Source organism: Terriglobales bacterium (assembly GCA_035543055.1).
Taxonomy (GTDB): Bacteria; Acidobacteriota; Terriglobia; order Terriglobales; family Acidobacteriaceae; genus JAIQFD01.
On sequence record DATKKJ010000081.1, the window covers coordinates 14,639 to 38,194 of the forward strand.

General features: G+C 65.2%; 25 protein-coding genes. 9 read left to right on the top strand and 16 right to left on the bottom strand.

What is annotated here, in order from left to right; all coding sequences use genetic code 11:
- Positions 1 to 19: 19 nt before the first annotated feature.
- Positions 20 to 1,861, bottom strand: a complete 1,842-nt coding sequence (locus VMS96_06455; GenBank protein ID HVP43054.1) for a M2 family metallopeptidase — start codon at positions 1,859 to 1,861, stop codon at positions 20 to 22.
- A 170-nt stretch (positions 1,862 to 2,031) separates the two neighbouring features.
- Here VMS96_06455 and lpdA point away from each other — a divergent pair, with 170 nt between their 5' ends.
- The 8 genes from lpdA to sucB all read left to right on the top strand — a co-directional run bounded on the left by lpdA (position 2,032) and on the right by sucB (position 9,994).
- Positions 2,032 to 3,453: a dihydrolipoyl dehydrogenase gene (lpdA, locus tag VMS96_06460; protein HVP43055.1), complete on the top strand. Its 1,422-nt coding sequence runs from the start codon at positions 2,032 to 2,034 to the stop codon at positions 3,451 to 3,453.
- A gap of 2 nt (positions 3,454 to 3,455) precedes the next feature.
- On the top strand, positions 3,456 to 4,229 hold the full coding sequence (gene lipB / locus VMS96_06465) for a lipoyl(octanoyl) transferase LipB (GenBank protein HVP43056.1): 774 nt from the start codon (positions 3,456 to 3,458) through the stop codon (positions 4,227 to 4,229).
- Between the two features lie 6 nt (positions 4,230 to 4,235).
- Positions 4,236 to 5,645, top strand: coding sequence for a thiamine pyrophosphate-dependent dehydrogenase E1 component subunit alpha (locus VMS96_06470; protein HVP43057.1), 1,410 nt, complete (start codon positions 4,236 to 4,238; stop codon positions 5,643 to 5,645).
- On the top strand, positions 5,642 to 6,160 hold the full coding sequence (locus tag VMS96_06475; protein HVP43058.1) for a hypothetical protein: 519 nt from the start codon (positions 5,642 to 5,644) through the stop codon (positions 6,158 to 6,160). The genes VMS96_06470 and VMS96_06475 overlap by 4 nt, the downstream gene beginning before the upstream one ends.
- Before the next feature lie 5 nt (positions 6,161 to 6,165).
- Positions 6,166 to 7,140, top strand: a complete 975-nt coding sequence (locus VMS96_06480) for an alpha-ketoacid dehydrogenase subunit beta (GenBank protein ID HVP43059.1) — start codon at positions 6,166 to 6,168, stop codon at positions 7,138 to 7,140.
- Complete coding sequence (locus tag VMS96_06485; GenBank protein HVP43060.1) at positions 7,140 to 7,517, top strand: EVE domain-containing protein; 378 nt, start codon at positions 7,140 to 7,142, stop codon at positions 7,515 to 7,517. The genes VMS96_06480 and VMS96_06485 overlap by 1 nt, the downstream gene beginning before the upstream one ends.
- Positions 7,517 to 8,485, top strand: a complete 969-nt coding sequence (locus VMS96_06490) for a small ribosomal subunit Rsm22 family protein (protein HVP43061.1) — start codon at positions 7,517 to 7,519, stop codon at positions 8,483 to 8,485. The genes VMS96_06485 and VMS96_06490 overlap by 1 nt, the downstream gene beginning before the upstream one ends.
- 129 nt (positions 8,486 to 8,614) lie before the next feature.
- Positions 8,615 to 9,994 carry a 2-oxoglutarate dehydrogenase, E2 component, dihydrolipoamide succinyltransferase gene (gene sucB / locus VMS96_06495; GenBank protein HVP43062.1) on the top strand — a complete coding sequence of 460 codons (1,380 nt, stop codon included), beginning with the start codon at positions 8,615 to 8,617 and terminating at the stop codon, positions 9,992 to 9,994.
- Between the two features lie 75 nt (positions 9,995 to 10,069).
- Here the strand turns inward: sucB and VMS96_06500 are convergent, their stop codons facing one another.
- From VMS96_06500 to VMS96_06545, 10 genes are all read right to left on the bottom strand, one after another.
- Positions 10,070 to 10,327, bottom strand: coding sequence for a hypothetical protein (locus VMS96_06500; protein HVP43063.1), 258 nt, complete (start codon positions 10,325 to 10,327; stop codon positions 10,070 to 10,072).
- A gap of 77 nt (positions 10,328 to 10,404) precedes the next feature.
- Positions 10,405 to 10,857 carry a glucosaminidase domain-containing protein gene (locus VMS96_06505; protein HVP43064.1) on the bottom strand — a complete coding sequence of 151 codons (453 nt, stop codon included), beginning with the start codon at positions 10,855 to 10,857 and terminating at the stop codon, positions 10,405 to 10,407.
- Between the two features lie 109 nt (positions 10,858 to 10,966).
- Positions 10,967 to 11,203, bottom strand: coding sequence for a hypothetical protein (locus tag VMS96_06510; GenBank protein ID HVP43065.1), 237 nt, complete (start codon positions 11,201 to 11,203; stop codon positions 10,967 to 10,969).
- Positions 11,200 to 13,521: a hypothetical protein gene (locus tag VMS96_06515; protein ID HVP43066.1), complete on the bottom strand. Its 2,322-nt coding sequence runs from the start codon at positions 13,519 to 13,521 to the stop codon at positions 11,200 to 11,202. The genes VMS96_06510 and VMS96_06515 overlap by 4 nt, the downstream gene beginning before the upstream one ends.
- A 160-nt stretch (positions 13,522 to 13,681) precedes the next feature.
- Positions 13,682 to 14,644 (bottom strand): hypothetical protein, encoded by a 963-nt coding sequence (locus VMS96_06520; protein ID HVP43067.1) that lies wholly within the window; start codon positions 14,642 to 14,644, stop codon positions 13,682 to 13,684.
- A gap of 1 nt (position 14,645) precedes the next feature.
- Positions 14,646 to 15,026 (bottom strand): hypothetical protein, encoded by a 381-nt coding sequence (locus VMS96_06525; GenBank protein HVP43068.1) that lies wholly within the window; start codon positions 15,024 to 15,026, stop codon positions 14,646 to 14,648.
- 139 nt (positions 15,027 to 15,165) lie between these two features.
- Positions 15,166 to 15,774 (bottom strand): hypothetical protein, encoded by a 609-nt coding sequence (locus VMS96_06530; GenBank protein HVP43069.1) that lies wholly within the window; start codon positions 15,772 to 15,774, stop codon positions 15,166 to 15,168.
- Between the two features lie 289 nt (positions 15,775 to 16,063).
- Positions 16,064 to 17,035 carry a hypothetical protein gene (locus VMS96_06535; protein ID HVP43070.1) on the bottom strand — a complete coding sequence of 324 codons (972 nt, stop codon included), beginning with the start codon at positions 17,033 to 17,035 and terminating at the stop codon, positions 16,064 to 16,066.
- Between the two features lie 152 nt (positions 17,036 to 17,187).
- A complete protein-coding gene (locus VMS96_06540; GenBank protein HVP43071.1) occupies positions 17,188 to 17,586 on the bottom strand; it encodes a hypothetical protein in 399 nt (132 codons plus the stop codon).
- 82 nt (positions 17,587 to 17,668) lie between these two features.
- Positions 17,669 to 18,328 (bottom strand): hypothetical protein, encoded by a 660-nt coding sequence (locus tag VMS96_06545; protein HVP43072.1) that lies wholly within the window; start codon positions 18,326 to 18,328, stop codon positions 17,669 to 17,671.
- Positions 18,329 to 18,378: 50 nt separating this feature from the next.
- Between VMS96_06545 and VMS96_06550 the strand changes: the two genes are divergently transcribed.
- A complete protein-coding gene (locus VMS96_06550) occupies positions 18,379 to 18,738 on the top strand; it encodes a hypothetical protein (protein HVP43073.1) in 360 nt (119 codons plus the stop codon).
- Here the strand turns inward: VMS96_06550 and VMS96_06555 are convergent.
- The 5 genes from VMS96_06555 to VMS96_06575 all read right to left on the bottom strand — a co-directional run.
- A complete protein-coding gene (locus VMS96_06555; GenBank protein ID HVP43074.1) occupies positions 18,718 to 19,917 on the bottom strand; it encodes a phage portal protein in 1,200 nt (399 codons plus the stop codon). The two genes, VMS96_06550 and VMS96_06555, sit on opposite strands and share 21 nt — an antisense overlap.
- 112 nt (positions 19,918 to 20,029) lie before the next feature.
- Positions 20,030 to 20,830 carry a DUF3037 domain-containing protein gene (locus VMS96_06560; GenBank protein HVP43075.1) on the bottom strand — a complete coding sequence of 267 codons (801 nt, stop codon included), beginning with the start codon at positions 20,828 to 20,830 and terminating at the stop codon, positions 20,030 to 20,032.
- A gap of 13 nt (positions 20,831 to 20,843) precedes the next feature.
- Complete coding sequence (locus VMS96_06565; protein ID HVP43076.1) at positions 20,844 to 21,215, bottom strand: four helix bundle protein; 372 nt, start codon at positions 21,213 to 21,215, stop codon at positions 20,844 to 20,846.
- Positions 21,212 to 22,057 (bottom strand): HipA family kinase, encoded by an 846-nt coding sequence (locus VMS96_06570; GenBank protein HVP43077.1) that lies wholly within the window; start codon positions 22,055 to 22,057, stop codon positions 21,212 to 21,214. Before VMS96_06570 ends, VMS96_06565 begins: the two co-directional genes overlap by 4 nt.
- 126 nt (positions 22,058 to 22,183) lie before the next feature.
- The coding region (locus VMS96_06575; protein HVP43078.1) for a hypothetical protein at positions 22,184 to 23,556 on the bottom strand (1,373 nt) is incomplete at its 5' end.

Sequence of the window (23,556 nt, forward strand, 5' to 3'; positions counted from 1 at the left end):
CGGCTGAAGCCGTGCCCTTTCACCAGCCGATCTTCTGGCCCTTGTTCTGCTCGTCGAGCCACTGCTTGAGCGGGGCGAAGTACTCCATCATGGCGGATGCGTCAGCTTCCTTCTCGCCCGTCAATTGGAACATGACGTCCTGCCATGGATGGCTCTTGCCCATCTCCAGCGCCTTGGCCAGCTTCTCGCCGGCGGCCTTGTTGCCGAAGAACGAGCACTTGTAGAGCGGCCCGGTGTACCCCGAGGCCTTGCACAGCGCGCGGTAGAACTGGAACTGATAGATCCGCGCCAAGAAATAGCGGGTGTAGGGTACGTTGGCGGGGACGTGGTACTTGGCGCCGGGATCGAAGTCGGCTTCGCTGCGCGGCACCGGCGCCGAGAGGCCCTGGTACTTGTTGATCATCTCCCACCAGCTCTTGTTGTAATCCTCAGGCTTGATCTGTCCGGAGAAGACCTTCCAGCGCCACTGGTCGATGCGCAGGCCGAAGGGCAGGAACGCCACCTTATCGAGCGCCTCCCTCAGCAGGTAGCCGATGTCGCTGGAGGTCTGCGGCAGCGCCGGCAGCAGTCCCACCTTCACCAGGTAGTCCGGGGTGACGGAGAGCGCGATGGTGTCGCCGATGGCCTCGTGGAAGCCGTCGTTGGCGCTGTCCTGGAAGAGATAGGGCTGCTTGCGGTAGGCAAGCTGATAGAAGTTGTGCCCCAGTTCGTGATGGATGGTCACGAAATCCTCGTCGCGGACCTGGATGCACATCTTCAGGCGCACGTCTTGCTGGGAGTCGAGATCCCAGGCGCTGGCGTGGCAGACCACGTCGCGGTCACGCGGTTTCACGAACAGGGAGCGTTCCCAGAAGGTCTGGGGCAGGGGCGCGAAACCCAACGAAGTGAAGAAGCCCTCGCCGTATTTCACCATCTGGAGGGGCGTGGTCTGCTTCGCTTCCAGAAGCTTGGTCAGGTCGTAGCCTTTGTCGGCGCTGGCGGGCGCGACCAGGGGATAGATGTTGCCCCACTCCTGCCCCCACATGTTGCCGAGCAGGTGGGCGGGGACCATGCCATCGGGCGGCACAACGTTCGGACCGTACTTCTTGCTTAGCTGCGCGCGAACATAGGAGTGCAGCGAAAGATACAGGGGCCGAACCTGCTGCCAGAGGCGCTCCAGATCGGCGGCGAAGGCATCGGGCGGCATGTCGTAGTTAGAGCGCCACATCGCGCCGGTGTCCGCGAACCCTAGTTCGCGAGCGCCCTTATTGGAGAGTTCGACGAAGCGGGAGTAGCGCTGGCGCATGGGCGCGCCCACCTGGTGCCAGCCCACCCACAACGCTCTCAACTCGTCCGCGCTGGTCGCAGGATCGGCCATGATCTTCTCCATCTCGGGCAGGGAGAGGCACTTGTCGGGCGTGGACGGCGGGCAATACTTGCCCTTGCCGTAGTCCGACTGCATGGAGACCACGATCTTGGTGAGTTCGTCGCGCTCCTTGGCGTTGCTGGGGGCGGGCATGGGCAGCGAAAGCTTCAAGAGACGCATCTTGCGGCGCACCTGCGACGTCAACGCCAGGGCGTCGAAGCGCGGGGTTTGCGTTGCCCATTTCGTGGTCGCGCCGATCAACTGGCTGCTGTAATCGGCGGAGAGCGCTTCCGTGTCGTCGGTGATGAAGTTCTGGTTCACCCAGTCGGCGCGGCTGGACTTGATCGCCAGCTCCAGCAACTGCGTCTCGGCGTCGGTGATGAACTTCTCGGCTTCGGCCACGGTTGGAGCTGAGGCAGTCTTGGGCGCAGGCTTCCGTTCGGATGTGGCTTGGGAGAGCGATGGCATGGACAACAACAGGATGATGGCGCTGATGGCTAGGATGCGGTGACGCATGCGGTGCACCTCCGGCGCGTGATTCTAAATCCTGGGCGGCTGAATCGAATAGGAGACGCGCTGACGCGCTTCTCTACCCGGCTCTTTCGTAGAGACGCCCGCCAGGGCGTCTCCGGTACAATGACTGACTACTTATCTGACGGAATACTTTCCAGAACGGGAGCACGACCTTGGCTGAGACCAACTACGACGTCGCCATCATCGGGAGCGGGCCGGCTGGATACACCAGCGCCATCCGCGCCGGGCAGTACGGCCTGAAGACGGCGCTCATCGAGAAGAACGCGAAACTGGGTGGCACCTGCCTGCACGTGGGCTGCATCCCCACCAAAGCACTCCTCTTCAATGCCGAGCTCTACGACTACCTGAAGGAAGGGAAGGAGTTCGGGCTGGTGGGCGGCGAGAACGTGAAGCTCGATTGGACGGCGATCATGCAGCGCAAGAACAAGATCGTCACCAAACACGCCAAGGGCCTCGAGTTCCTGATGAAGAAGAACAAGGTAGCGACCGTTGCCGGCTATGGGAGGCTCAGCGGGCCAGCCAAGGGCGGAACCTTCGACATCGAAGTGGACAATGGCGGGCAAAAGAGCACACTCAAGAGCAGAAACGTGATCCTGGCAACGGGTTCGGAGGCCCGCTTGCTGCCGGGGATGCAGGCCGACGACCGCATCCTAACCAACATCGAGATCCTCAGCCTGGAGAAGATCCCGAAGTCGCTGATCATCGTGGGTGCAGGCGCCGTCGGAGTGGAGTTCGCTTCCATCTACAAGTCGTTCGGCGCCGAGGTCACCATCCTGGAGATGCTGCCGCGCTTGGTGCCGCTTGAGGACGAGGAGATCTCCAAGGAATTGGCGCGGGTCTTCAAGAAGCGCGGCATCGACTTTTATGTCGGCGTCAAGGTCGAGAAGGTCGAAAAGACAAAGGATGGCGTGGCCGTCTCCATCAGCGGCGAAGGCAAGACCCAGCAGAGGATCGAGGCGGAGAAGATCCTGATCGCGGTCGGACGCAAGCCCAATACTGAGAATATCGGGCTGGACAAGGTGAAGAACATCCAGGTCGAGCGTGGCTTCATCCACACCGACCAGTGGATGCAAACGGGCGAGCCCGGCATCTACGCGGTGGGCGACATCGTGGCCGGCATGCCGCAACTGGCGCACGCCGGCTCCATGGAGGGCATCGTCGCCGTCTCCAGGATCGCGGGCAAGCCGGCGAAGCCGGTCAAGCGCGAACTCATCCCCGGCTGCACCTACTGCGAGCCGCAGATCGGCTCGGTGGGATTGACCGAGGCGGCCGCGCGCGAAAAGAAGCTCGACATCAAGGTGGGCAAGTTCCCCTTCGCGGGGAATTCGAAGGCGACCATCGTGGGCGCACATGAGGGATTCGTGAAGGTGGTCGCGGGCGCGAAGTACGGCGAGATCCTGGGCGTCCACATCATCGGCCCCGGAGCGACGGAGATGGTCTCCGAGGCGGTGACCGCGATGGAGAACGAGAGCACCATCGAGGAAATGATGTTCACCGTCCACGCCCATCCCACGCTCTACGAGGCGATGGGCGACGCCTTCGCTAGCGTGTACGGGATGGCAATCAACGCATAGAAGTGGTCATCAGCATCGTCCAACTCGGCCGGGTCGATTACGCCACCGCTACCCGCTTGCAACAGACGCTGGTGGACCTGCGCAAGCAGCGGCGGATCACCGACACGCTGCTGCTGCTGGAGCATCCGCCTGTGATCACGCTGGGGCGCAACGCCACCCGCAAGAACATCACCGCATCGGATGAGCAGATGCGGCGCGCCGGCGTCGAGATCTTTGAATGCGACCGTGGAGGCGACGTGACCTACCACGGGCCGGGACAGCTCGTCGGCTATCCCATCTTCGACCTGCGCGACCGGCTTCGGCGCATGGGCGCTGTGGATTACGTGCGCCACCTGGAAGAGGCGCTGATCCGCACCTGCGCTGACTTCGGCGTCGCCGCCAGGCGGGTCAAGGGACTGACCGGTGTGTGGACCTTCGAAGGCGAGGCGAAGATCGCCGCCATTGGGGTGCACATCTCACGCGGAGTCACCTCCCATGGATTCGCGCTGAATGTGACCACCGACCTCGACCACTTCCAGCTGATCGTGCCCTGCGGCATCGCCGACAAGCCCGTGACTTCGCTGCACAAGGCGATCGCGGAACTCGATCCCGGGCGGGCCGTGCCAGGCATCGACGACGTCGCCACGGTCGTGGTCCGCAATTTCGGCAAGGTATTTGAATCTCAGGTGCTGTGGGTGGATACTCTCGACGCGCTGGTGGGACGGGCGGTGGGAGTCCCGCTGCAGGAGCCCGCGGGACTCAAGGCGCTGCACGGCAACGACACTTCCCTGGCCTAGGATCCGATGTCCAAGAAAACCAAGAAAGACGGGCATAAGCCGCAGAAGCCGAAGCAGAACCTGAACGACCTGAACCTGACCGCCTATCGGGCCAGCACGGTGCCGGTGCGGGCGCATAATTTCGGTAGAGAGGCCCGTCAGGACGTCTCGGTACGGAGCAATGGCGGAGACGCCCTTACGGGCGTCTCTACTGCGCCCGTCCGCACCGCTCGCTACGGCATCCCCGATTGGCGGCTGGAAGTGCCGGATTTCCAACTCCGCCAGACAACTAAGAACGGCGAGATCTGCTGGGAGGTGACCGGGAAGCTCGACGGGCCCGCGCCGCCCATCCGCGAATCGAAGTATCTGAGCCGCGAGCAGTCGATCGAGATCTACCGCTGGATGCACCTGAACCGGCGCATGGAGACCGCGCTCGAGAACCTCTACAAACAGGGCAAGGTGGTCGGCGGGGTGTACTTCGGGCTGGGGCAGGAAGCGTGCTCGTGCGCGTCGGCGTATGCGCTGAAGAAAGACGAGTGGCTGGCGCCGATGATCCGCAACCAGGGCTCGCTGCTGGTCAGGGGTTTCGCCGCCCGCGACATCATGCGGCAGTACATGGCGAAGGCCGACTCGCCCACCTGGGGCCGCGACGCCAGCTCGCACTTCGGCGACATCAAGGAACGCAATGTCTGCGCGCCCATCTCCATGCTCGGCGACCTGATCCCGGTGATGGCCGGTGTGGCGCTGGGCGCGCGCTACCAGGGGCGCAACATCGCGGTCATGACCTACATCGGCGATGGCGGGCAATCCACCGGCGTATTCCATGAGGGGCTGAACTTCGCCGCGGTACAGAAGCTCGGGTTGGTGCTGTTCGTCGAGAACAACCTCTGGGGCTATTCAACGCCCAACGAGAGCCAGTTCGTGATCAAAGACCTGGCGGAGCGCGCCCTGGCCTACGGCGTGCCCAGCCTGATCATCGACGGCACCGACGCCTGTCAGGTGTACGACGCGGCGCACGAGGCCTGCGAACGAGCCCGCCGCGGCGAGGGCCCGACCCTCATCGAAGCCAAGATGATGCGCATGAAGGGACATGCCATCCACGACGCGGCGCAGTACGTGCCGCGCCCGTTGTTCGAGTACTGGCAGCGGCGCGACCCCATCGCGCGCTTCGAGAATTACCTGGTCAACGTGAAGAAGTGGCTGTCGCCTGACGAGAACAAGAAGCTGATCGCGGAAGTCGAGCAGCAGCTCGAGGCCGACCGGGACGCGGCGGTGGCGTCACCCATGCCCGACCCGGCCACCGACGCTGCGCACCAGGGCGTGTACTGCGACGGCGTCTGTCACGAGGTCAAGCCGAAGTACGGTCTGAAGAAAACGCCTGGCGGGAAGAGTGGCGCGAAACCGAAAACGACGGAAGCGGCGGTGCACTTGAAATGAATGTGTTCGTTGTAGGCCTGGATCACTGGCTCCAGCCTTATGACCTGCAGGAGTATGCCGATGACGCTCGGAGGGAAGAACGTAAGATCAAGGGGCAGTTCTATGAGTTCCTCGACGACCTAATCAAGAAGGAGAAGATCAGTTTTGTCGGAGAGGAATGCAGACCGGGCGAGAAGACGATTCCACGAGAGTTGGCTCGTGAAAACCGCTGCGAGTACGGTGAGATTGATATGCCGCAAGATCTTCGCAGAGCCGCCAACATCCCCGAAGATTATGAGCAGCATCAGGGTGCGGTGCGCGACCGAGGCATTTCACTGCGCGAGGACTACATGGTGAAGCGCTTTCGAGAACTAAAGACTATGGATGGTCCCGGACTCGTAATCTGCGGTGCTGAGCACATCCCGGGTCTAGAGAAGCTTCTCGCATGCAATGGCGACAAGGTGTTCACCACCGATGTCCGCGCGGCAGCTTGGTATGACACGATCCTGAACAAGTTCCTACGCGGTGAGATTTAGAACCTATGGCACAGGTCACCTATCTCGAAGCGATTCGGCAGGGGTTGTGGGAGGAGATGGAGCGCGATCCCAGCGTCTTCTGCATCGGCGAGGACATCGGCATCTACGGGGGCGCCTTCAAGGTCACCGACGGCTTCATCCACCACTTCGGGCCGGAGCGGGTGGTGGACACGCCCATCGCCGAGTCGGCCATCGTGGGCGCGGCCTTCGGCGCGGCCCTCACCGGGCTGCGGCCGGTCGCGGAGTTCCAGTTCATTGACTTCATCGGCTGCGCCTTCAACCAGATCACCAACATGCTGGCCAAGTCGCACTACCGCTGGGGCGCGCCCGCACCCATCGTGCTGCGTGGGCCGTGCGGGGGCGGCGTCCACGGCGGGCCGTTCCACTCGCAGAATCCCGAGATGTATTTCGTGCACACGCCGGGGATGAAGGTGATCGCGCCCGCCACCGCCTACGACGCCAAGGGTCTCATCAAGTCGGCCATCCGCGACAACAATCCCGTGCTCTACCTGGAGCACAAGTTCCTCTACCGACGCATCAAGGAAGAGCTGCCGGAGGACGATTACACGGTGCCAATCGGAAAAGCACGGATCGCGCGCGAGGGGCGGCACGTGAGCGTCATCACCTACGCGGCTATGGTGCACACGGCGCTGGAAGCAGCGGAGACGCTGGCGAAAGGAGGTGTCGAACTCGAGGTCATCGACCTGCGCACCCTGCTGCCACTGGACCGCGAAGCCATCGCCGAAACGGTGAAGAAGACGAATAAGGTCATCGTTCTGCACGAAGACACCAAGACCGGCGGCATCGCCGGCGAGATCGAGGCCATCATCAACGAAGAAGCCTTCGATTGGCTCGACGCGCCCATCGTGCGCATCACATCGAAAGACACGCCGGTACCCTTCTCGCCGCCTCTAGAGGACGTTTTTCTGCCCAGTGCGAAAGACGTGGTCGAGAAGGCACGCTGGCTGCGGAGCTATTGATGTTCTACCTGCTGAAGACCGAGCCCTCCGAGTACAGCTTCGCCGACCTGCAACGCGACAAACAGACCGTCTGGGATGGGGTCACCAATCCTGTTGCGCTGAGGAATCTGCGCGAGATGCTGCCGGGCGCGAAGCTCGTGATCTATCACACGGGCGATGAGAAGCAGGTCGTGGGCACAGCGTCGGTCTTGTCTGTGGACGCTAGTGATCCGAAGAATCCCCGGGTCAAGATCGCCGCCGGCGCCGCGGTGAAGAAACCGACGACCCTGGCCGAGATCAAAGCCAACAAGCTTTTCAAAGATTCGCCACTGGTCCGGCAGGGGCGGCTGTCGGTCGTCCCGCTCACCGAGGCGCACTACAAGGCGATCGTGGGCTGATGCAGCTTCCGCGCGCGCTGGCCGATGGGATCGAATCCCTCATCGAGGGCCGCGATCTCAAGACCATCCGGCGCGCCAGCGATGAACTGAGCGAGAGCTACCGGACCGATAAACCGAAGACCGCGCTGGACACTCCCGAACATCGCCTCGCCTATCTGCTGATTCGCCTGCCCGCGACCTATGCTGCGGTTTCCTCCGTTCTGAAGGAAGTACGCGCGCGGATCGGCGACGTGCGCAGCGTGCTCGACCTGGGAGCGGGGCCGGGCACGGCGGCGTGGGCGGCCACAGAAATCTTTCCGGAACTCGAGCGCGTCGCCCTGATCGAGCGTGATGTGGAAATGATGGCGGTGGGGAAAAAACTTGCGGCCGGGCACTCTCTGCTCGGCCACGCCCAGTGGATCACCGGCGACCTGCGCTCGGTGAAGTTCGAGTCCCACGATCTGGTGATTGCGGCGTATGCCTTGGGCGAACTGGACAGCAGCGACGGCCCTCAGGCCGTCACAGCCAAGGTGTGGGCTGCCTCGCAAAAGGCTCTCGCCATCCTCGAGCCGGGCACGCCGCGCGGCTTCGCTTCCCTGCTGCCTCTGCGCGAGGCCCTGCTCGCGCAAGGCCAGCACATCGCCGCTCCCTGCCCCGCCGATGCGGAATGTCCGATGCAGGATCGGCCCGGAGATTGGTGCCACTTCGCTGCGCGCCTGGAGCGCACCTCGCTGCACCGGCGTCTCAAGTCCGGAGAGCTCGGCTACGAAGACGAGAAGTTTTCCTACGTCGTCTTCGCCCGCGACCAAGCTGCACCGCAGGCGCCGGCGCGCATCCTGCGCCATCCGGTGCATGGCAAAGGGCACATCAAGCTGATGCTGTGTGAGGCCCCAAAGGTCCGCGAGGTCACCGTCGCCAAGTCGGACGGCGAAGCGTTCCGGGCAGCTCGGCGGGCACGCTGGGGAGACCCGTGGCCTCCGGCGCGCTGAAATCGCGAAGCCGACCCGCCTCCGCCGGCATCACACAGGTGCGGCACGCGCTTGCGCCGAGTTATTTATAATGTCCGATTGCGATTCCGCTGCCGGGCCATCCAGCAGCACTGTGGGGAAGGAAGAAACATGCCGACCGACGTAGTCATGCCCCAGATGGGCGAATCGATCTTTGAGGGCACGCTCACCAAGTGGCTGAAGAAGCCCGGGGAGAAGGTGCAGCGCGACGAGCCGCTGTTCGAGATCTCGACCGACAAAGTGGACGCCGAGATTCCCGCGCCCGCCAGCGGCACCCTGGGCGAGATCAAGGTGAAGGAAGGGACGACGGTGCAGGTGAACACCGTCGTGGCCACCATCGTGGCCGAGGGCGAAGCGGCCGGCGCAGGGGCGGCCAGCAAAACCCCTCCGGCGGCGAAGGCCCCGGCCCCGCCGCCGCCCACGCAGGCAGCCGAAGCGGCGGCGCCGCGCAAGGTCGAATCCGTCGCGCCTCCGCAGCAGCAGGCGGTCGCGCAGCACAAGGAGAGCGTGATCGAGTTCCCGCACGGCGAGGGTGAAGAGGGGCGCGTGCGCTCCAGCCCGCTGGTGCGCCGCATCGCCAAGGAGCAGGGCGTGGACCTGGCGCAGGTGCAAGGCAGCGGACTGGGCGGGCGCATCACCAAGGACGACATCCAGAGCTTCATCGCGCAGCACGGTGGTGGCGCGGCGGCGCCCTCGCGCGCGGCCCCGGCGCCGCGTCCGGCCGAGGTCACGCAACGGGCCGCAGCTCCTGCGCCTGCGATACCCGAGCGTGGGCCCATCGCCGTCCCCGGCGAGCTGGTGCCGATGTCGCAGATGCGCAAGGTCATCGCCCAGCGCATGGTGGAGTCGAAGCACACCAGCGCGCACGTGCACTCGGTGTTCGAAGTGGATGTCACCCGCATCGTGCGCCTGCGCGAACGCGAGAAAGCGAAATTCGAGCAGGTGAACGGCATCCGCCTGACCATGATGCCGTTCTTCGCGCGCGCGGTGGTGAACGCCATCCGCCAGCACCCCATCGTCAACAGCTCGGTCGAGGGCGAGGCCATCCGCTACCACCAGAACATCAACCTGGGGATCGCAGTGGCGCTCGACTGGGGGCTGATCGTGCCGGTGGTGCGCAACGCCGAGGACCTGAGCTTCGTCGGCTTGCAGCGCGCCATCAGCGACGTGGCGGAGCGCGCTCGTGCCAAGAAACTGCGCCCCGACGACGTGCAGGGCGGCACCTTTACCATCACCAATCCCGGGGTCTTCGGACCGCTGTTCGGGATGCCCATCATCAACCAGCCGCAGGTCGCCATCCTGGGCATGGGCGGGATCTTCAAGACTCCGGTGGTGCGTACCGACGAGGACGGCAGTGACGCCATCGTCATCCGGCACATCATCCACCTGTCGCTGGGCTACGACCACCGTATCGTGGACGGCGCCGACGCCGACCGGTTCCTGGCCACCCTGAAGAAGATCCTGGAAGGGTGGAACGAATCGATCTACTGATCAGAAGGCAGGCGGCAGGAAGCAGGAGGCAGGGCGAGTTGATTATGCCGCTTCCTGCCACCTGCCTACTGCGTCCTACTGCTTGGCCCAGGTGCTGGCGTTCAGGCACTGTACCGTGCCGTCGATGATCTTGCCGAGGCCCTCGCGGAACTTGCCCTCATCGAGGATCTCGCGATTGGTGATGGCCTCGGTCATGGAGATGGCAGCGCCGACGAACGACAGCACCGATTCCTTCTTCTCGGTCCCGCTCTTCGAGCCGAACAGCCCTTCGATGCCGGTGACCACGGCAGGGATGAAGGCGATACCGCGTAGCAACTTGGCGAGAAAATTCATGTGCCCTCCTGCGAGTACTCAGTACTCGGTACTCAGTACTCAGCAAGAGCTGGATACTGACTACTGAAGACTGGGTGCTAGCGCTGGTCGAGGGCGCCGAGGCGGCAGTTCCGATAGAGCGCCAGGACCTTCTCTGCGTACTGCGGGTCGGTGGCCCAGTATCTGGCCAGGGCGCGGATGAAGGCTTCAGGGTCCCCAGCGCAGGCCCGGGCTTCGGCGTAGCAACTGAGCGTCGCAATCAAGTGGTCGCGATCGGCGAAGCAGGTCTGCATCGAGTCGTAACGGGCGAATCGGGCCCTGCAGCGGATCGCTTTGCCGCCCCGAACCTCGCTCGTGGGCAACTCGACGAAGGGCCCGTTCCCGTGGGCCTTGATGCCAAAATAGTTGTTGGCCTCGCGCGACAAGCGTGACTGCCCCCAGGCGCTCTCCAGCGCCGCTTGGGCGACGGTGATGCCCGCGGGAAACCCGGTCACCCGCGAGCAGGCCAGCGCCGCCTCCGTCGCAAGCGCGATGAATTCTTCTTTGGTCATAGGAAAAGGCAGGAGCAATGCAGAAGTAAGAACGAAGATTGCAGAAGTGACTCGTACCGGTGCGGGCCACTTCTGCAATCTAACTTCTGCGTTCTAACTTGGTTTTGTCTTACCGCCCGGCGTGGATGCGCATGTAGTCGATGGCGAAATGGATCAGCGTGAGGATCACGCCAACGGCGGCCCCGATGCCCCCGGCGCGCTGCACGAACTTCTCGTGCTCTTCGACACGGCGCTCCAGCGCCTGGATGACGCCGGGGGTGCCGTTCCCCACCAGCCATCGCATGTGGGCTTTCAGTTCCGAAAGATCGGCGAGTACTTTCTGTTCGAATTCGTTGATGTTGGTCATAACGGGTAGTCCACATGCAGCGCCGTGGAGTAACGCGAGTAGCGGCGCGGTGTCGAGGCGTCGTACTGGCGCAGGTAGAGATCCACTTCGCGGGAGATACGGGTGACGGTGAACGTGCGCGTGGTGACTCGCCCGACCAGGTTGCGGTCTCCCTCGGCGCCCCAGACGCTGTCGCTGCGCCGCACCTCGAAGCCGCCGCCGGCGGGCGGGTCTACGCCGGCGTCGATGGTGACCGTGGTCGAAGTCACAGCCGTGACCTCGGCTGCCGGGAGGTCGGCGATACAGATATTGCCGGCGGTCTCGGTGGTCGCGCTGATCTCGGGCGGCGTGGAGAGCTGTGCGCCCGCGGTAGCGAAGGCCAGCGGGCCGGCGGCTTCGTTGGCGAAATCGATGCGATACCGGCTGAGGTCCGTCTCCAGGTCGGCCACTTCGATCAGGACCTCCCGCACGACCGCGCTGAAGCTGGCCGCGCGGGATGGAAGATCGACCGCCAGAGTATCGCCGGGCCAGAGATCGCCCGTCGCGGCCGGCAGGGCATCGCTCCAGCACGAGTACTCGCCCGACCAGGTGGCTCCGCCGTCGTCCAGGAGCGCCAGGGCCGCGTTCTCGCAGTCGGCTGAGGTGCGCGGTGCGGGCAGTTCGACGGCGCGGATCGCGGCCCGCACTCCATCGTCGCTGCCATGGGCGAGGGTGGCGATGCTGGCGGGGTCCTGCACGCGCGCCAGGGAGCGTCCCCGCGAGCGATAGCGCACCACGATCTTCTCGTTGAGCACCGGCACGTACTCGGCGTAGAAGGCGACCTCCGGCCCGTTGGTTACGGCGCATTCGCAGCCATCTGCGAAGTCGCCCACCAGGCGCGTGCGATAGCCCCCGTTGGGGACGGCGCTGCGGACCTCGGCCTCGCTCATGCGCCGCGCCCGGGTGAAGGTGAGCGAGCAGTGGAGGCTGATGGCGTTCACCGGCGCATACACGCACCACCCCGGCGCACCGGCGATGACGCCGTCATACAGCACGGTGGAAGGCGCCGCCAGGGTCGCAGGGTCGGAAGGATTGATGTCGCGGAGCTCGAGCACCACGCGCACGTCTCCCGCCAGGCTGTCGCCGCCGCGTCCGTTGCCCGCGCCATGCACGGAGGAGTGGAAGATCTCGCGGCTGCGGAAGATCTGCGCCGAGTAGATCCGGGTCGCCAGGGCATAACGGTGCCCGGCCACGGTGGTCACGGTGGTCCCGGTCGCCGCTCCGTTGAGCAGCGCCCGGATGGTGGACTGCGAGCCCGAGGGCGAGATGCGGAAGCCCGCCAGGCACCCGGCCGCGCTGATGGCGCCGGGATAGAGTCCGCCCAGGACACCATCGGAGGCGCCGCTGAAAGTCACTTCGCCGTGCTGCAGCAGGATCCCGCCGCCGAGTTCGACTTTTTCGACGAAGCTGAGAGTGGTCAGGCCATCGCCCTGCCCCCCGCTCACGTTCAGCTTCCCGCCGCTGACGCTGATCGCACCGGTCACATCACCCAGCGTCCAGTACAGCGGGGAGAGTGGGGCCTTGTATTCCTCGTCGAGCAAGAACGCGCCGTAGGTGGTGAAGGGCGCGTGCGAAAGTCCGAAGTAGCGGGTCAGCCCGTCGGCCAGGAAGTAGTCGTGGACGTAGCACTTCGGCTCCATCCGCCCGGTGACTGCGACGTCGTTCAGGCACACCCCATTGGACCGCAGCTTCAGCGCCGCCGGATCGAAGTCCGGCGAGCCCTCAGAAAGATCGTGCGCGACCGCGCCGACGGGAGCGAACACGATGCGGTCATCGTGCGCGCGATAGCTGGCGCGCGCGCGCAGCGCGATCTCCGCCGCGTGCTTCGACCACTCCCGCTGCGCGTCGCAATGCACGGAGGCCAGCACGTCCAGGTCCTGGATAGCGGAGAGATCGAAGGCCCCGGGCAACAGCTCATTCGCCAGTTCCCTCAGAACGTTTCCCGCTGGGCGATGGATGAAGGGTGCGCGCCCCGGCAGCTGCTTGCGGTCGAGCAGGAACTCGTCGCCCACGGCGTGGAGTTGATAGCGAAAGACCGGATGCTCGCCCCAGCCGAGGTATTCGGGCTCGGGCGCTGCCGGTAAGTATCCTGTGAAGACGGCGGAGCCGTCTGCCCGCACTAACGCCACCCGCGCGCCGGCCATGGGCACCAGGAAGGCGGAACTGTCACCGATCAGCGACACCTCCATCTCCGCCGGCGTGTTCAAGCGCCTCCGGATCCGCGGCGCACTCTCGGCTTCGATGGCCGAGGTGTAGTCGAGGGCCCCCTGCCCGTCCAGGTTATCGATCAAGAGATCCATAGATTTGCCTGAAGTACACGAGCGGGGGGCAGTGCCACCCTAGCCGCCGGCCGCCGCGCCGGGTGGTACACTGCGCCCGCATTTCCGCGTTCCGAAACCCGCTCAGGACGCGGGTTTCCGTCGAAAGCTCCGGGGACGATGGGATTCTGAAAGATTTGCCCTAAAAAATGCCGCACTTGCGGACCGGGGCGTGACTGCGGTAGCAGACCACCTGCTCGCCGTCGTTGGGATCGGTGACCGGCAGCGCCAGCCACGCGGCGTGCAAGGCATACGAGCGCAGCGGGTCGGCGATCTCAATGGCGGTCTCCTGCGCCGGGGCCGCCGCCTGCAAGCGCGGATAGTGGAAGCAGACGCGCCCGCCCGCCTCCTCCGGCAGCACGAACAGCGCCGACCACTCCTGGAAGAAGCTGCCGCCCTCGCGGTCCACGAAGGCGACGACCTTCTGCGCCGCGGCGCCCGCCGGCGGCACGCCGCCAAGCAGCGCCTGCTCCAAGGTCACGGTCGTGCCGGAGACGGTGGCGACGCGCCCGACGTTGAAGGTCACGCGGCGGATGTAGTCCGCCTCGTGCTGGACGTCGGTGGGATCGCGGACGAAAGCGGCCGCGATCCCAGTTCCGACGTAGCCGGTCTGGTCGGCATAATCGATGTCCACCGCGAGCAGGTCGCCGGCGGCGAAAGGCGGCGCTGCGGCGAACACCAATTCGCCGGCGGTGGAGTCGGCGGCCAGCGGCACGGCCGACACGGCCGTGCCACCGGAAGCACAGGCGCTTGCGTCTTCCGCTTCCTCGAGCACGTTCATGTGCTGCGAGCCGGCGGCCAGCGCCATCTGCAGCTTGCCCCACTCGCGGAAGTCGAACTCCACCCGCGCCTCCAGGCGGCTGCGGAACTGGGCCGCGGCGGCAGCTTTGGCGCCGCGGCACACCGCTTGCACCTTGGTCGCCGGCGTGCGGCAGAAGTTGTCGATCGCGCCGAGATCGATCCAGGGCGCGCACGGTGCGTCCAGGTCGAATGCCCGGGCGGGATCGAAGACGGTCGGCGCACCGATGGCACGGTCCACGGGCGCAAAGTAGGCGCGCACCCGTCGCGCCACCGGCGCCATCTCTTTTCTGATCTTCGTCTTCATGTCAGGCGACCAAAGTGAGGCGGTAGAGATAGGGCTCGCCGGCGAAGGTGTCCACGCCGACGGTGGCGATGCGCAGCAGAGTCTCGCCGCGCTCGAAACCGACCACCGCCTGGAAGAGCGCGTCGGCGGTCTCGAAGCCACGCACCTCCGCGATGAGGTTCGCGGTCTTGGCGCCCAGCAGCAACTCGAAGCGGTCTTCTCCGGTTGACCTGAGGACGGCAGGCGCGACCGGCACTTCTTCCAGCGCGCCGGTGCAGTCGCCGGGTTCGAGTCTCATGGGCAGCAGCATGGTGATCTCGCGGCCGCCTAGCGACCGCAGCATGGCTTCAGTCGCCTGGGCGATGGCCAGACCACGGGCAGCGGTGGGGGAATCGATGTTCATGGCATCACCCCAATATTGAAGGCGTCATCCTGAGGACCTTTAGGTCCGAAGGATCTCGCGTGCAGCGGCAAGTACGTCGGCGGCACACGCGAGATGCTTCGGAGGCTGAAAGCCTCCTCAGCATGACGCCGGTTTTTGACTAGAGTTTCTGTGCGACGTAGGGAGCGAGTTGCGCGCGCACCGTGTCGTCGAGCAGGGTGTCGGCAAAATAGTCGAGGCGCATGCGGTCGATGCTCCCGGCCCGCACGTTGAGCGCAGGCGCGGCCAGCGCGTTGCGCACGATCTGGGCGCAGGCGTGCTTGACCGGCTCGGGGATGGGGTCGAGGCCGCCGGTGTACGTGACCTCGACTTCGTTGAAGGCCAGGCCCAGGGCATTGGGCGGGAACGCGAGCTCGCCGGTGGCGGCGTCGAACTCCACCTGCGCCGGGTCGAGGTCGGTCCAGGTTCCGGGCAGGCCGAAGGCCCCGGCCACCTGCAGGCCGAGTTCGTCGGGATCGCGGGGCACGCCGTAGCGGGCGCGCACGTTGACCAGGGGACTGGTGGCGGGCGCGAGCGGCGCCAGGGGGAGGAAGCTCAGGCGGCAGCCGCCGCGCCCGCCCAGGCGCAGACGCTCCACGTACTGCGCCACGCCGAGCGTCTCCCGACGGCAGTGCGCGTCGATGAGTGAAGACGCCGCGGCCACAAACGCCGCCGGAACGGCCTTCTCCAGGCCGTAAGTCTCGTATTCGGATGGATCGAGATAGTTCATTTTGGTTGATTCTCGGAGTACGCTAAGTACATGCGTTGGCTGCTTTTTCTGCTGCGCTTATTCGTGGCTGCCCTGCTGGTGTTGGGAGCTGCGCTCCTATTTGTCGGTGCCCTCTTCATCACGGGTCCGGAGGAAGGCACGCTGCGGTTGATCGCGCGGTGGAAACACCTTCTCTCTTGGGCGAAGGAACCCCTTCACCCCGCTCCGCTGCTCTCCACCCCACAGATAAGGTGAGCGTCGGTCGCCAGTCGCTGCAACTCGCCGACGACCAACGACCGACGACCAACGACTAGCGGGTTACGGTCACCTTGTAATGCGCGTAGGCAGCGCCTTTGACCACGACGGCGCCGAACTTCACGATCACCATCTGCTGGCCGAGCGCGGCGGCGGTGCCCAGCTTGAAGACGCGCGGGCTGGGGTCGGTGAGCCAGTGGTACTCGATCATCGGCTCGCTGACAATGTAGCAGGGCAACTGCGCCGTGCCCTGGCCGGGGGTGCCGGTGTAGCTCAGCGCCCACTCCGGGATCAGCGGGATCTCGCCCGCCTGGGTGGAGAGCGTCTTCACCACCAGGCCGCCGGCGATCTGGGTGGACGACAGCACCACGTTGTAGGCCTGCTTCATCTCGCGGTCGATCAGATCTAGCAGCACCGGGTTGGAGTAGATGGCGGTGGGCCGCACCTCGTAGGAGCTGTTGGCGACCATCAGGGCAATGATCCCCTTGAGCTTGTCCACGATGGATTCCGAGACTCCGACGGTGTCGGTCTGGCCTCCGGCCGCGATCTGACCCGCGGCGCCGTAGTACTGGTTGGTGGTCGGCGTGGTCAGCGAGGTGTCGTTGCCGTTCCACAGCGCCACGTCGTGCGTGCGCAGCAGGCCTTCGACGGCGTCGGCCAAGTCCTTGGCCTGGAGGAAGGCGAACTGCGATTGCTGCGCGCCCACCTCGGTGTCGAACAGGTTGTAGTTGATCTGCGAGACCAGCGCCTTGAGCGGCACCGAGCGCTCGACGCGGGTCGGCGAGCCGACCACGGTCACGATGTTGCGCGGATCGGTGAAAGCCTGGGCGGCGGTCGGTGAGACGATTGCCGTCTGCTCGAAGAAGCGTGACGGATGCCCGGTGGCCGGCACCTGCTTGATGCGTTGCCCGAAGACGCCGCGGCGCTTCACAATGTCGGTGATCTCGGACTGGTAGCGATTGATCTCCACCGCGCCCGGGCCGAGATAGTCCGCGGCCGCGTGGATGTCGAGGAATTTTGCGGTCATGCTGTGTCCTTTCGAAAGGTGTGTTGTTTTCTTACATCCCGAGCGCAGCGAGGGAACCCTACCCGACCCAAGCGTTCTCGTTCGGGTAGGGCTTCCTCGCTTCGCTCGGAATGTCTTGCGTGCGCTGACGACTGGCGACCGGCGACTGACGACTACTCGATCAGCCCCGCCTCCGCCATCTGCGCCTTGACGGCGATGCGCTGGTCCACGGCGAGCGAGCCCAGCATCTTGTCGAGCAGCCCCGTGTCGATGCGGGCGTGCAGGTCCTCGATGCCGTTCTTGGAGAGCAGCGCGGTCACGAGCGGCGGCAGGGTCTTGCGCTCGACCGGCCGGCGCTCCAGTTGGGCCTTGAGTTCGGTGTTGGCGCGCTCCAGGTCGGCGATGCGGGCCTCGAGCTCGTGGCGAGCGGCGGATTCGTCCACCGCGGCGACGATGCGGTCGATCTTGACCGACAGCTCGTCGCGCTGCGCGTGCACGGCGGCGACGGTGCGCTCCATCGCCTCCGCGGCCGCGGCCAGGCGGTTGATCAGTTCGGTGAGTTGTTCGTTCATTCGTTAGCTCCTAGCTGCTAGGTCCTAGCTCCTAGCTTGTGTCATCCCGAGGAGGACGGCAGTACGACGAGGGACCTGCTGTTCACTGGGGCAAAAGCAGGTCCCTCGCAGGCTGAAGCCCGCTCGGGCTGACACTGGATTGGGTTTCTGACGTGAGTTGCAGCTCGATCCACGTCTGCTGATACGCGGCCTTTTCACGCCGCAAAATGGCTGCGCCGGTGAAGGTGACTTCGGTCAGCGTCCAGACGGAGGCGTGCACGTCTTGCACGGTGGCGTCGGAGATCTCGTAGGACATCCCCAGCCGCGATGCGCTGCGCCGCAGTTCGCGCACGACTTCGGGAAAATCTTTGGCGAAGAGGTAGCCGCTTACTTCGAGAACAGTCGTCGGTCGCGGGTCGTGGGTCGTGGGCTGGCCACCGGCCACTGACCACTGACCACTGGCTGCCGACTGACGACTGCCGACTGCCGACTCAACCACGTCAGCAGAAGTGATGATGCCCACCTTGCGTTTGGCATCATGCGCATCCAGCGCCGGCGAGAAGTCCAGGGCCATGCCGAGCAATGAAGGTAGGGCCTTCTCGGCGGCTTCGCGGGTGAGCAGCACGCGATGCTCGCGCGCTCCCTGCGGCGGCTGGTCGCTGGGCACGTCCACCAGGGTCAGCACCCCGCGGAAGGGCAGACGATTAGGGTGTCGAGACACCGCGGGCATCTCGATCGCCATGGATTCGAGTTCAAAGGTCATAAGTTTTTCGGATTCCACCGCCGAGACCGCCGAGGTGCTAAGATTTGCGCATGCTCGGGTTGCGGCGCTGGCACGTGAACTTGCTGGTATCAGAGGCGATTGCCACCGCCATAGTGCTATGGGCTTACAACGATGTCATCAAGGGAAGAGAAGGGCCGCACGTTTGGGCTAATCTTTTGGCCGGTTTCGGGGGTTCGATCGTGCTGTCGCCCGGTTCGGGCCTCATGTCGTGGATGAAGGACCCGCCGCTTTGGGCCGTTTGCCTGGCTGCCGCAGTCGTGTATTCACTCTTTTTCTTCTTGGTAGCCACGACTATCACCCACCTCATCGACGTCGGTCGCTTCTCCGCCTTGAAGTCCATGCGGATCCGTGGAGGTGAACAACAAGATCTACATCGTTATCTCCGGTAGCCCCCGCATCCTTCTCACCTCGTTCACCGTCATCACTCCGCTGCGCAGAAGGATCTCCTGGATCTCGGCCTCTTCGCGTTCGTTGCGGACCTCGGTGTCGGTGAAGACGAACTCCAGGTCGTGCCAGCCGAGCTTCTTGCCGATGGCGTCGCGCGTGAGGTGCTCGGCCAGCAGGCGCGCAGTGGGCACGATGGCCTGGCGGAAGGCGAGCTCCGAGAGTTCGCCGGCGGTAGAGCGGTTGACGTCGTGCTCCAAGCCGAGGAAGAACGGCGGAATATCGAAGGCGTCGGCGATGACGCGCAGCAGGAACTCCTGCCAGGAGAGGCGCAGGTCGGCGTCGGTGCCGCCGCCGAAGCGCAGCACCTCCGGCTTGTGCTCCACCGACAGGATGGGCACGCGGCCCGTGCCCTCGATCTCGTCCTGCCACCAGCGGATGAGCCGCTCGTGGTGCGCCGGCGTCAGGTCCTGGAGCCAGAGCGCGTACTGCACCACCGAGTTCGACGCCAGGCGCGCGGCGTAACGGTGCGCGCCCAGGAAGGCGTTGATGGTCTCGAACGCGACCTCCAGCCGCCCCAGCCCGAAGGGCGTGTGGGTGCGCGGGTTCAGCCGGATGTAGATGAGCTCGTCGTCGTTGAGCACGATCCGCCCCTCGGGCCCGGCGCGGCCGGTGTCCTGGGTGTAACGCGGCGATTCGGGACGCCCGTCCCAGTCGGCGCGCATGCGGATGGTGGAGCCGTCCACCGGCCAGAGCGCCAGCGGACGGTCCGGCTCGTCGGTGAGCTGGACCTCGACGGCGCCGAAACCGCCCACGATCACGTCCTCGAGCACTTGCTCAGCCAGCGAGCGGAAACTGTCGTCGGAGTTGGGAGCGTCGAAGTTGTCGGTGAGCACGCGGATGCGCTCGGCGCCCTCAGGCAGCTCCTCGAGCGCCCGGCCGTTCTTCGGCTGGATGCGCCAGCGCATCCCGGCCACCCGGTCCTTGATAGTGTTGAGGGCCTTGCGTGCGATGGGCGTCTCGGCGAATTTTCGGAGGTTGTAGGGCGTGCACTTGGGCAGCGCGCCCTCGGCGCCCCGTGGCGCGTAGGTGCTCAGGATGGAGGGCAGCGGCAGCGTGCGCCGCTTGGGCACACTCGCCCCCAGGCGCTTGAGAGCGCTCAACAACGTCTCTTTGATTTTCATAAGGATTCTTTTCCGCGGATGAACGCGGAATCTGTGATTTGTGATTGGTGATTGGTGATTTGCGATTTGTCTGACGTCCTCCACTCACCAATCACAAATCGCAAATCCGGTCTTACAATCGCAACTCGGCGCGCACTCCATCGACGATGCGGGGCAGGTCGGCCGTCATCGCGGTGGCGATACGCGCCTGTTCCAGCGTCGCTAGCGCGAAGGCCACCTGCTCGTCGCCGCGGTCGAGGTCGTCTTCGACGATGGCGGTCAGCGAGGCTTTGGCCTGCTCGGCTTTCATTATCCCCGCTTCGATCTGGGGGAAGGAGAAAGCCAGAATCTTGGCCGTCTCCGGCTCGGTCGCGAGCGAGACGGCGTGGAACATCTTGACCTCGCCGTTGGGCCGGTAGCCGCAGTCGATGCGCAGCGGGTCGCCCCTGTGGGTGTACTGCGCGACTGCGATACGGTGGCGCACCAGCCTCCACACACCCGCCTGCTCGAAGGCGTCGCGCATGCGGACGAAGATCGCCTGCCGCGCCGACAGTTCGCGCTTCCCTGCCGGACGCCGCGTCTCCAGGTACATCTGCGCCAGGTTCTCGATCTCGACCGCCGGGTCCTCCGCCAGCACCGCCTTGGCGGGCGTGAGCTGGATGGCGTTGGAGAACGAATCCTGCAGCTTGCTGAGCAGCCGCTCGCGGTCGGAGTCGGCAAGCATCGTCCGCAGATCGCTCTCCAGCCCTTCGAGGAGCTCGATATCGGCCGACGGATCCAGGCACTTCACGCGCCGCCAGTCGTGGGTGATGCGGACATCGGCGGCGCCCTCAGGATCCACCACCGCCACCCCGACATTGACGAACTCGTTCTTCACCGCATCGGGCGCGTACCGGATCAGGAAGAACTCGCATTGTTTCAAGTCGTCAGCCATCAGCCATCAGCCGTCAGGAAGACGCCGCCACCGGCTGCTCCAAATACTGGAGAAACCCAGTCAGCATACGCTTGATCTCGACGACTGCCTCATTCATGCGTGCGTAGTCTGTCTCGTTCAGGTAATGCAAGTCTTTCGCCAACAAGAGCTCGTATTCAAGTTCGCTCGCAGAACCCTTCGCGATCTGCAGGAACCGGCCGAAGTCGCGACGGCTGTCCTTACCCGCCCCCTCGGCTATGTTCTCGGGAATGGATTGAGCCGCTCGCCGCAGTTGGCTTGTCAGCAAGTATTGCTCCTGTTTCGGGAAGTTTTGTGTCGCCCTGTACACGTCCAACGTCAGGGCGTGGGATTTCTCCCAAACCTTCAGCTCACGGAAATTTCTCACTGGATCACCGGCCTTTCCTGACGGCTGATGGCTGATGGCTGACGGCTCCCTCCCCAGTTCGGGAACGGCGCTCGGGAACTGTCCCGGAACGATTCGATCAGCTCGCGCACCCGCGTACGCCGTTTCAGCAGCATCTCGCACAGGCGCTCCAGCGCCTCCCAATCCGCTCCGTACCACTCCGGCGGGATGCCTTCCGCGCACTGCCAGAGGGTCTTCTCACCGAACTCCTCGATGCGCTCCAGCCACGGCTCGAACGACGCCCAGCCACTCACGCCGGCATAGACGGCGTTGCGCATGTACACGCCGCGCAGCGGAGAGTCGGGGAAGGTCCACTCGCCGGCGTTGAAGCAGTATCCCTGGTCGATAAAGGCCGCGGCATACCGGCGTTCCCGCGACTTGCGCCAGAACGCCGCCTGCCGCCCGTTGGCGTTGCAGGTCCACTTGTCGAAGGCCAGGACGCCGGCGAAAGCGTCCATGTTCTTCACCCGCTCGAGCAGCTCGTCGGGGATGTAATCGAAGACCTGGCCAGCCAGCGGGTCCACCAGGTACCGCGACCCGAACTGCAGCCCGGGCACGCACCGCAGTGATTGCCCCGCGAGTTCGACGCGCAGCTCCGGGGTGTGCTCGATGAGCCATCCGCCGACCTCAACCACTTCGGGCACGGCGACCGGCAGCCCGATGCATTCCGCCAGTCTGGTTGCGAGCAACTCATTGGCCAGAACCCGCACGTGCTGCGGATTGTTCTGGAACTTCACGACGTAGTAATTCCCGTCGTCGGCGCGCATCATTTGCGATTGGGCGCCACCGCGCATACGCCGCACGTGTTGGACGGCCGTGACCAACCGCGCATCGTACGTCCGGCGTGTACATCCGTCTGTGACGCCCGACACACGGGAAAGTCAGATCGGGCCATCGGGTCATCGGGCCAGGTGAAGATGACGCGATGGCTCGATCGCTCGATGGCTCGATCACCGCAGGGGCAGCGTGGCCAGCTGCAGCCCCGGGCGGTCGTCCACCATCTCCTGGCGGACGGCCAGGGCGATGGCCATGGCCAGCACGCAATCGTCATGGGCGCCGCCGGCGGCGGACGAGGTGCCGTCCGGGTGCCGCACGAAGGTCCGGCACTCCTCCAGCAGCGCCCGGCTGGAGAACAGTTGCGGCGCATCGGTCAGGACGGCGGCGAAGTTGGCCAGCATCGCCGGGCGAGTGACCGCCGAGGTCAGCCAGCCGAGTTGTCCGCCGTGCTCATACAGCCGCTCGTACTTGTCGCCGCGGGCCAGGTGGGCCAGCACGGCGTGGCCGTGGTTGTTGCGCTCGACGGCCACCAGCGCGTGGTTGTATTCGTGCGCCAGAGCCGCCACCCGGGCAGCCAGCTCCTGGGGCGTGAAGTGCCCGCGCAGCTCGGCGCATTGCATCGCGGTCGTGCGCTCGATCACCGCGGCGCAGGCGTAGTCGCCCTCGCTGCCGCCGCCCGCCGGGTCCACTCCGACGATGTACTGGTGCCCGTTGGCAGGCAGCCAGAGTCTGAGGCGGCCGTTGTCGCGCACCTCGTAGGGCTCGCCGCACTCCGCCAGCCGGGCCTCGATCTTCTCCAGGTCGAAGACGCACTCGCCGCTGGCCAGGAAACAGTGGGTATCGTCCTCGGCGTACTCCTGCGGCGCCAGCCCGCGGAACTCGGACTGCAGGTGGCGGCGGAAGGCGATCTGGCCGAGGGTCAGGCCTTCACGATCGACGAGCTCTCGCTCGTCGCTTGTAAGGTCAGTTTGCAGGAGGCAGGAGGCAGGGAGCAGTAGACCTCCTCCTGCGTCCTGCCGTCTGCTTCCTGCGTCCTCCGCCGTGTAGGATTCCTCGAACCACCAGGGGAAGAAGTGCTTCACGTAGCCGGACTCGTCGGCGCGCTGCCACTCTTCGTAGAAGACGCCGCCGGCGCCGCAGGGCGTGGACTCCAGCACGATCTCCCCGTTGCCGGGGACAGCGGCGCGCAGCGATGCCAGGGTCGCGGCGGCGTCGCGCGGCCAGCGGGCCACCTCGGAACAATGCAGGTTCTGGATGGTCATGCCCCGGCCGGCGCTGGAGTCGGCCGCCGATTCGATGCGGTACTCCGAGTCCAGCCGGGCAAAGACGATCTGGCCCACGTTGTCGCGCGACGTCGCCAGCGCCCCGGTCTGCAACCGCTCCGGCAGGTTCTCCAGGAAGCGGTGCACGATACGGAAGATCTGCTCGGCCGACGCCCGGTCGTGCGCCACCTGCACGGTCAGCGTGCCCGGCCGGGTGATGGTCGAGATGAAGAAACGCGCGGCCACGTAGGTGGTGACGCCCAGTTGCCGCGCCTTGAGCACGA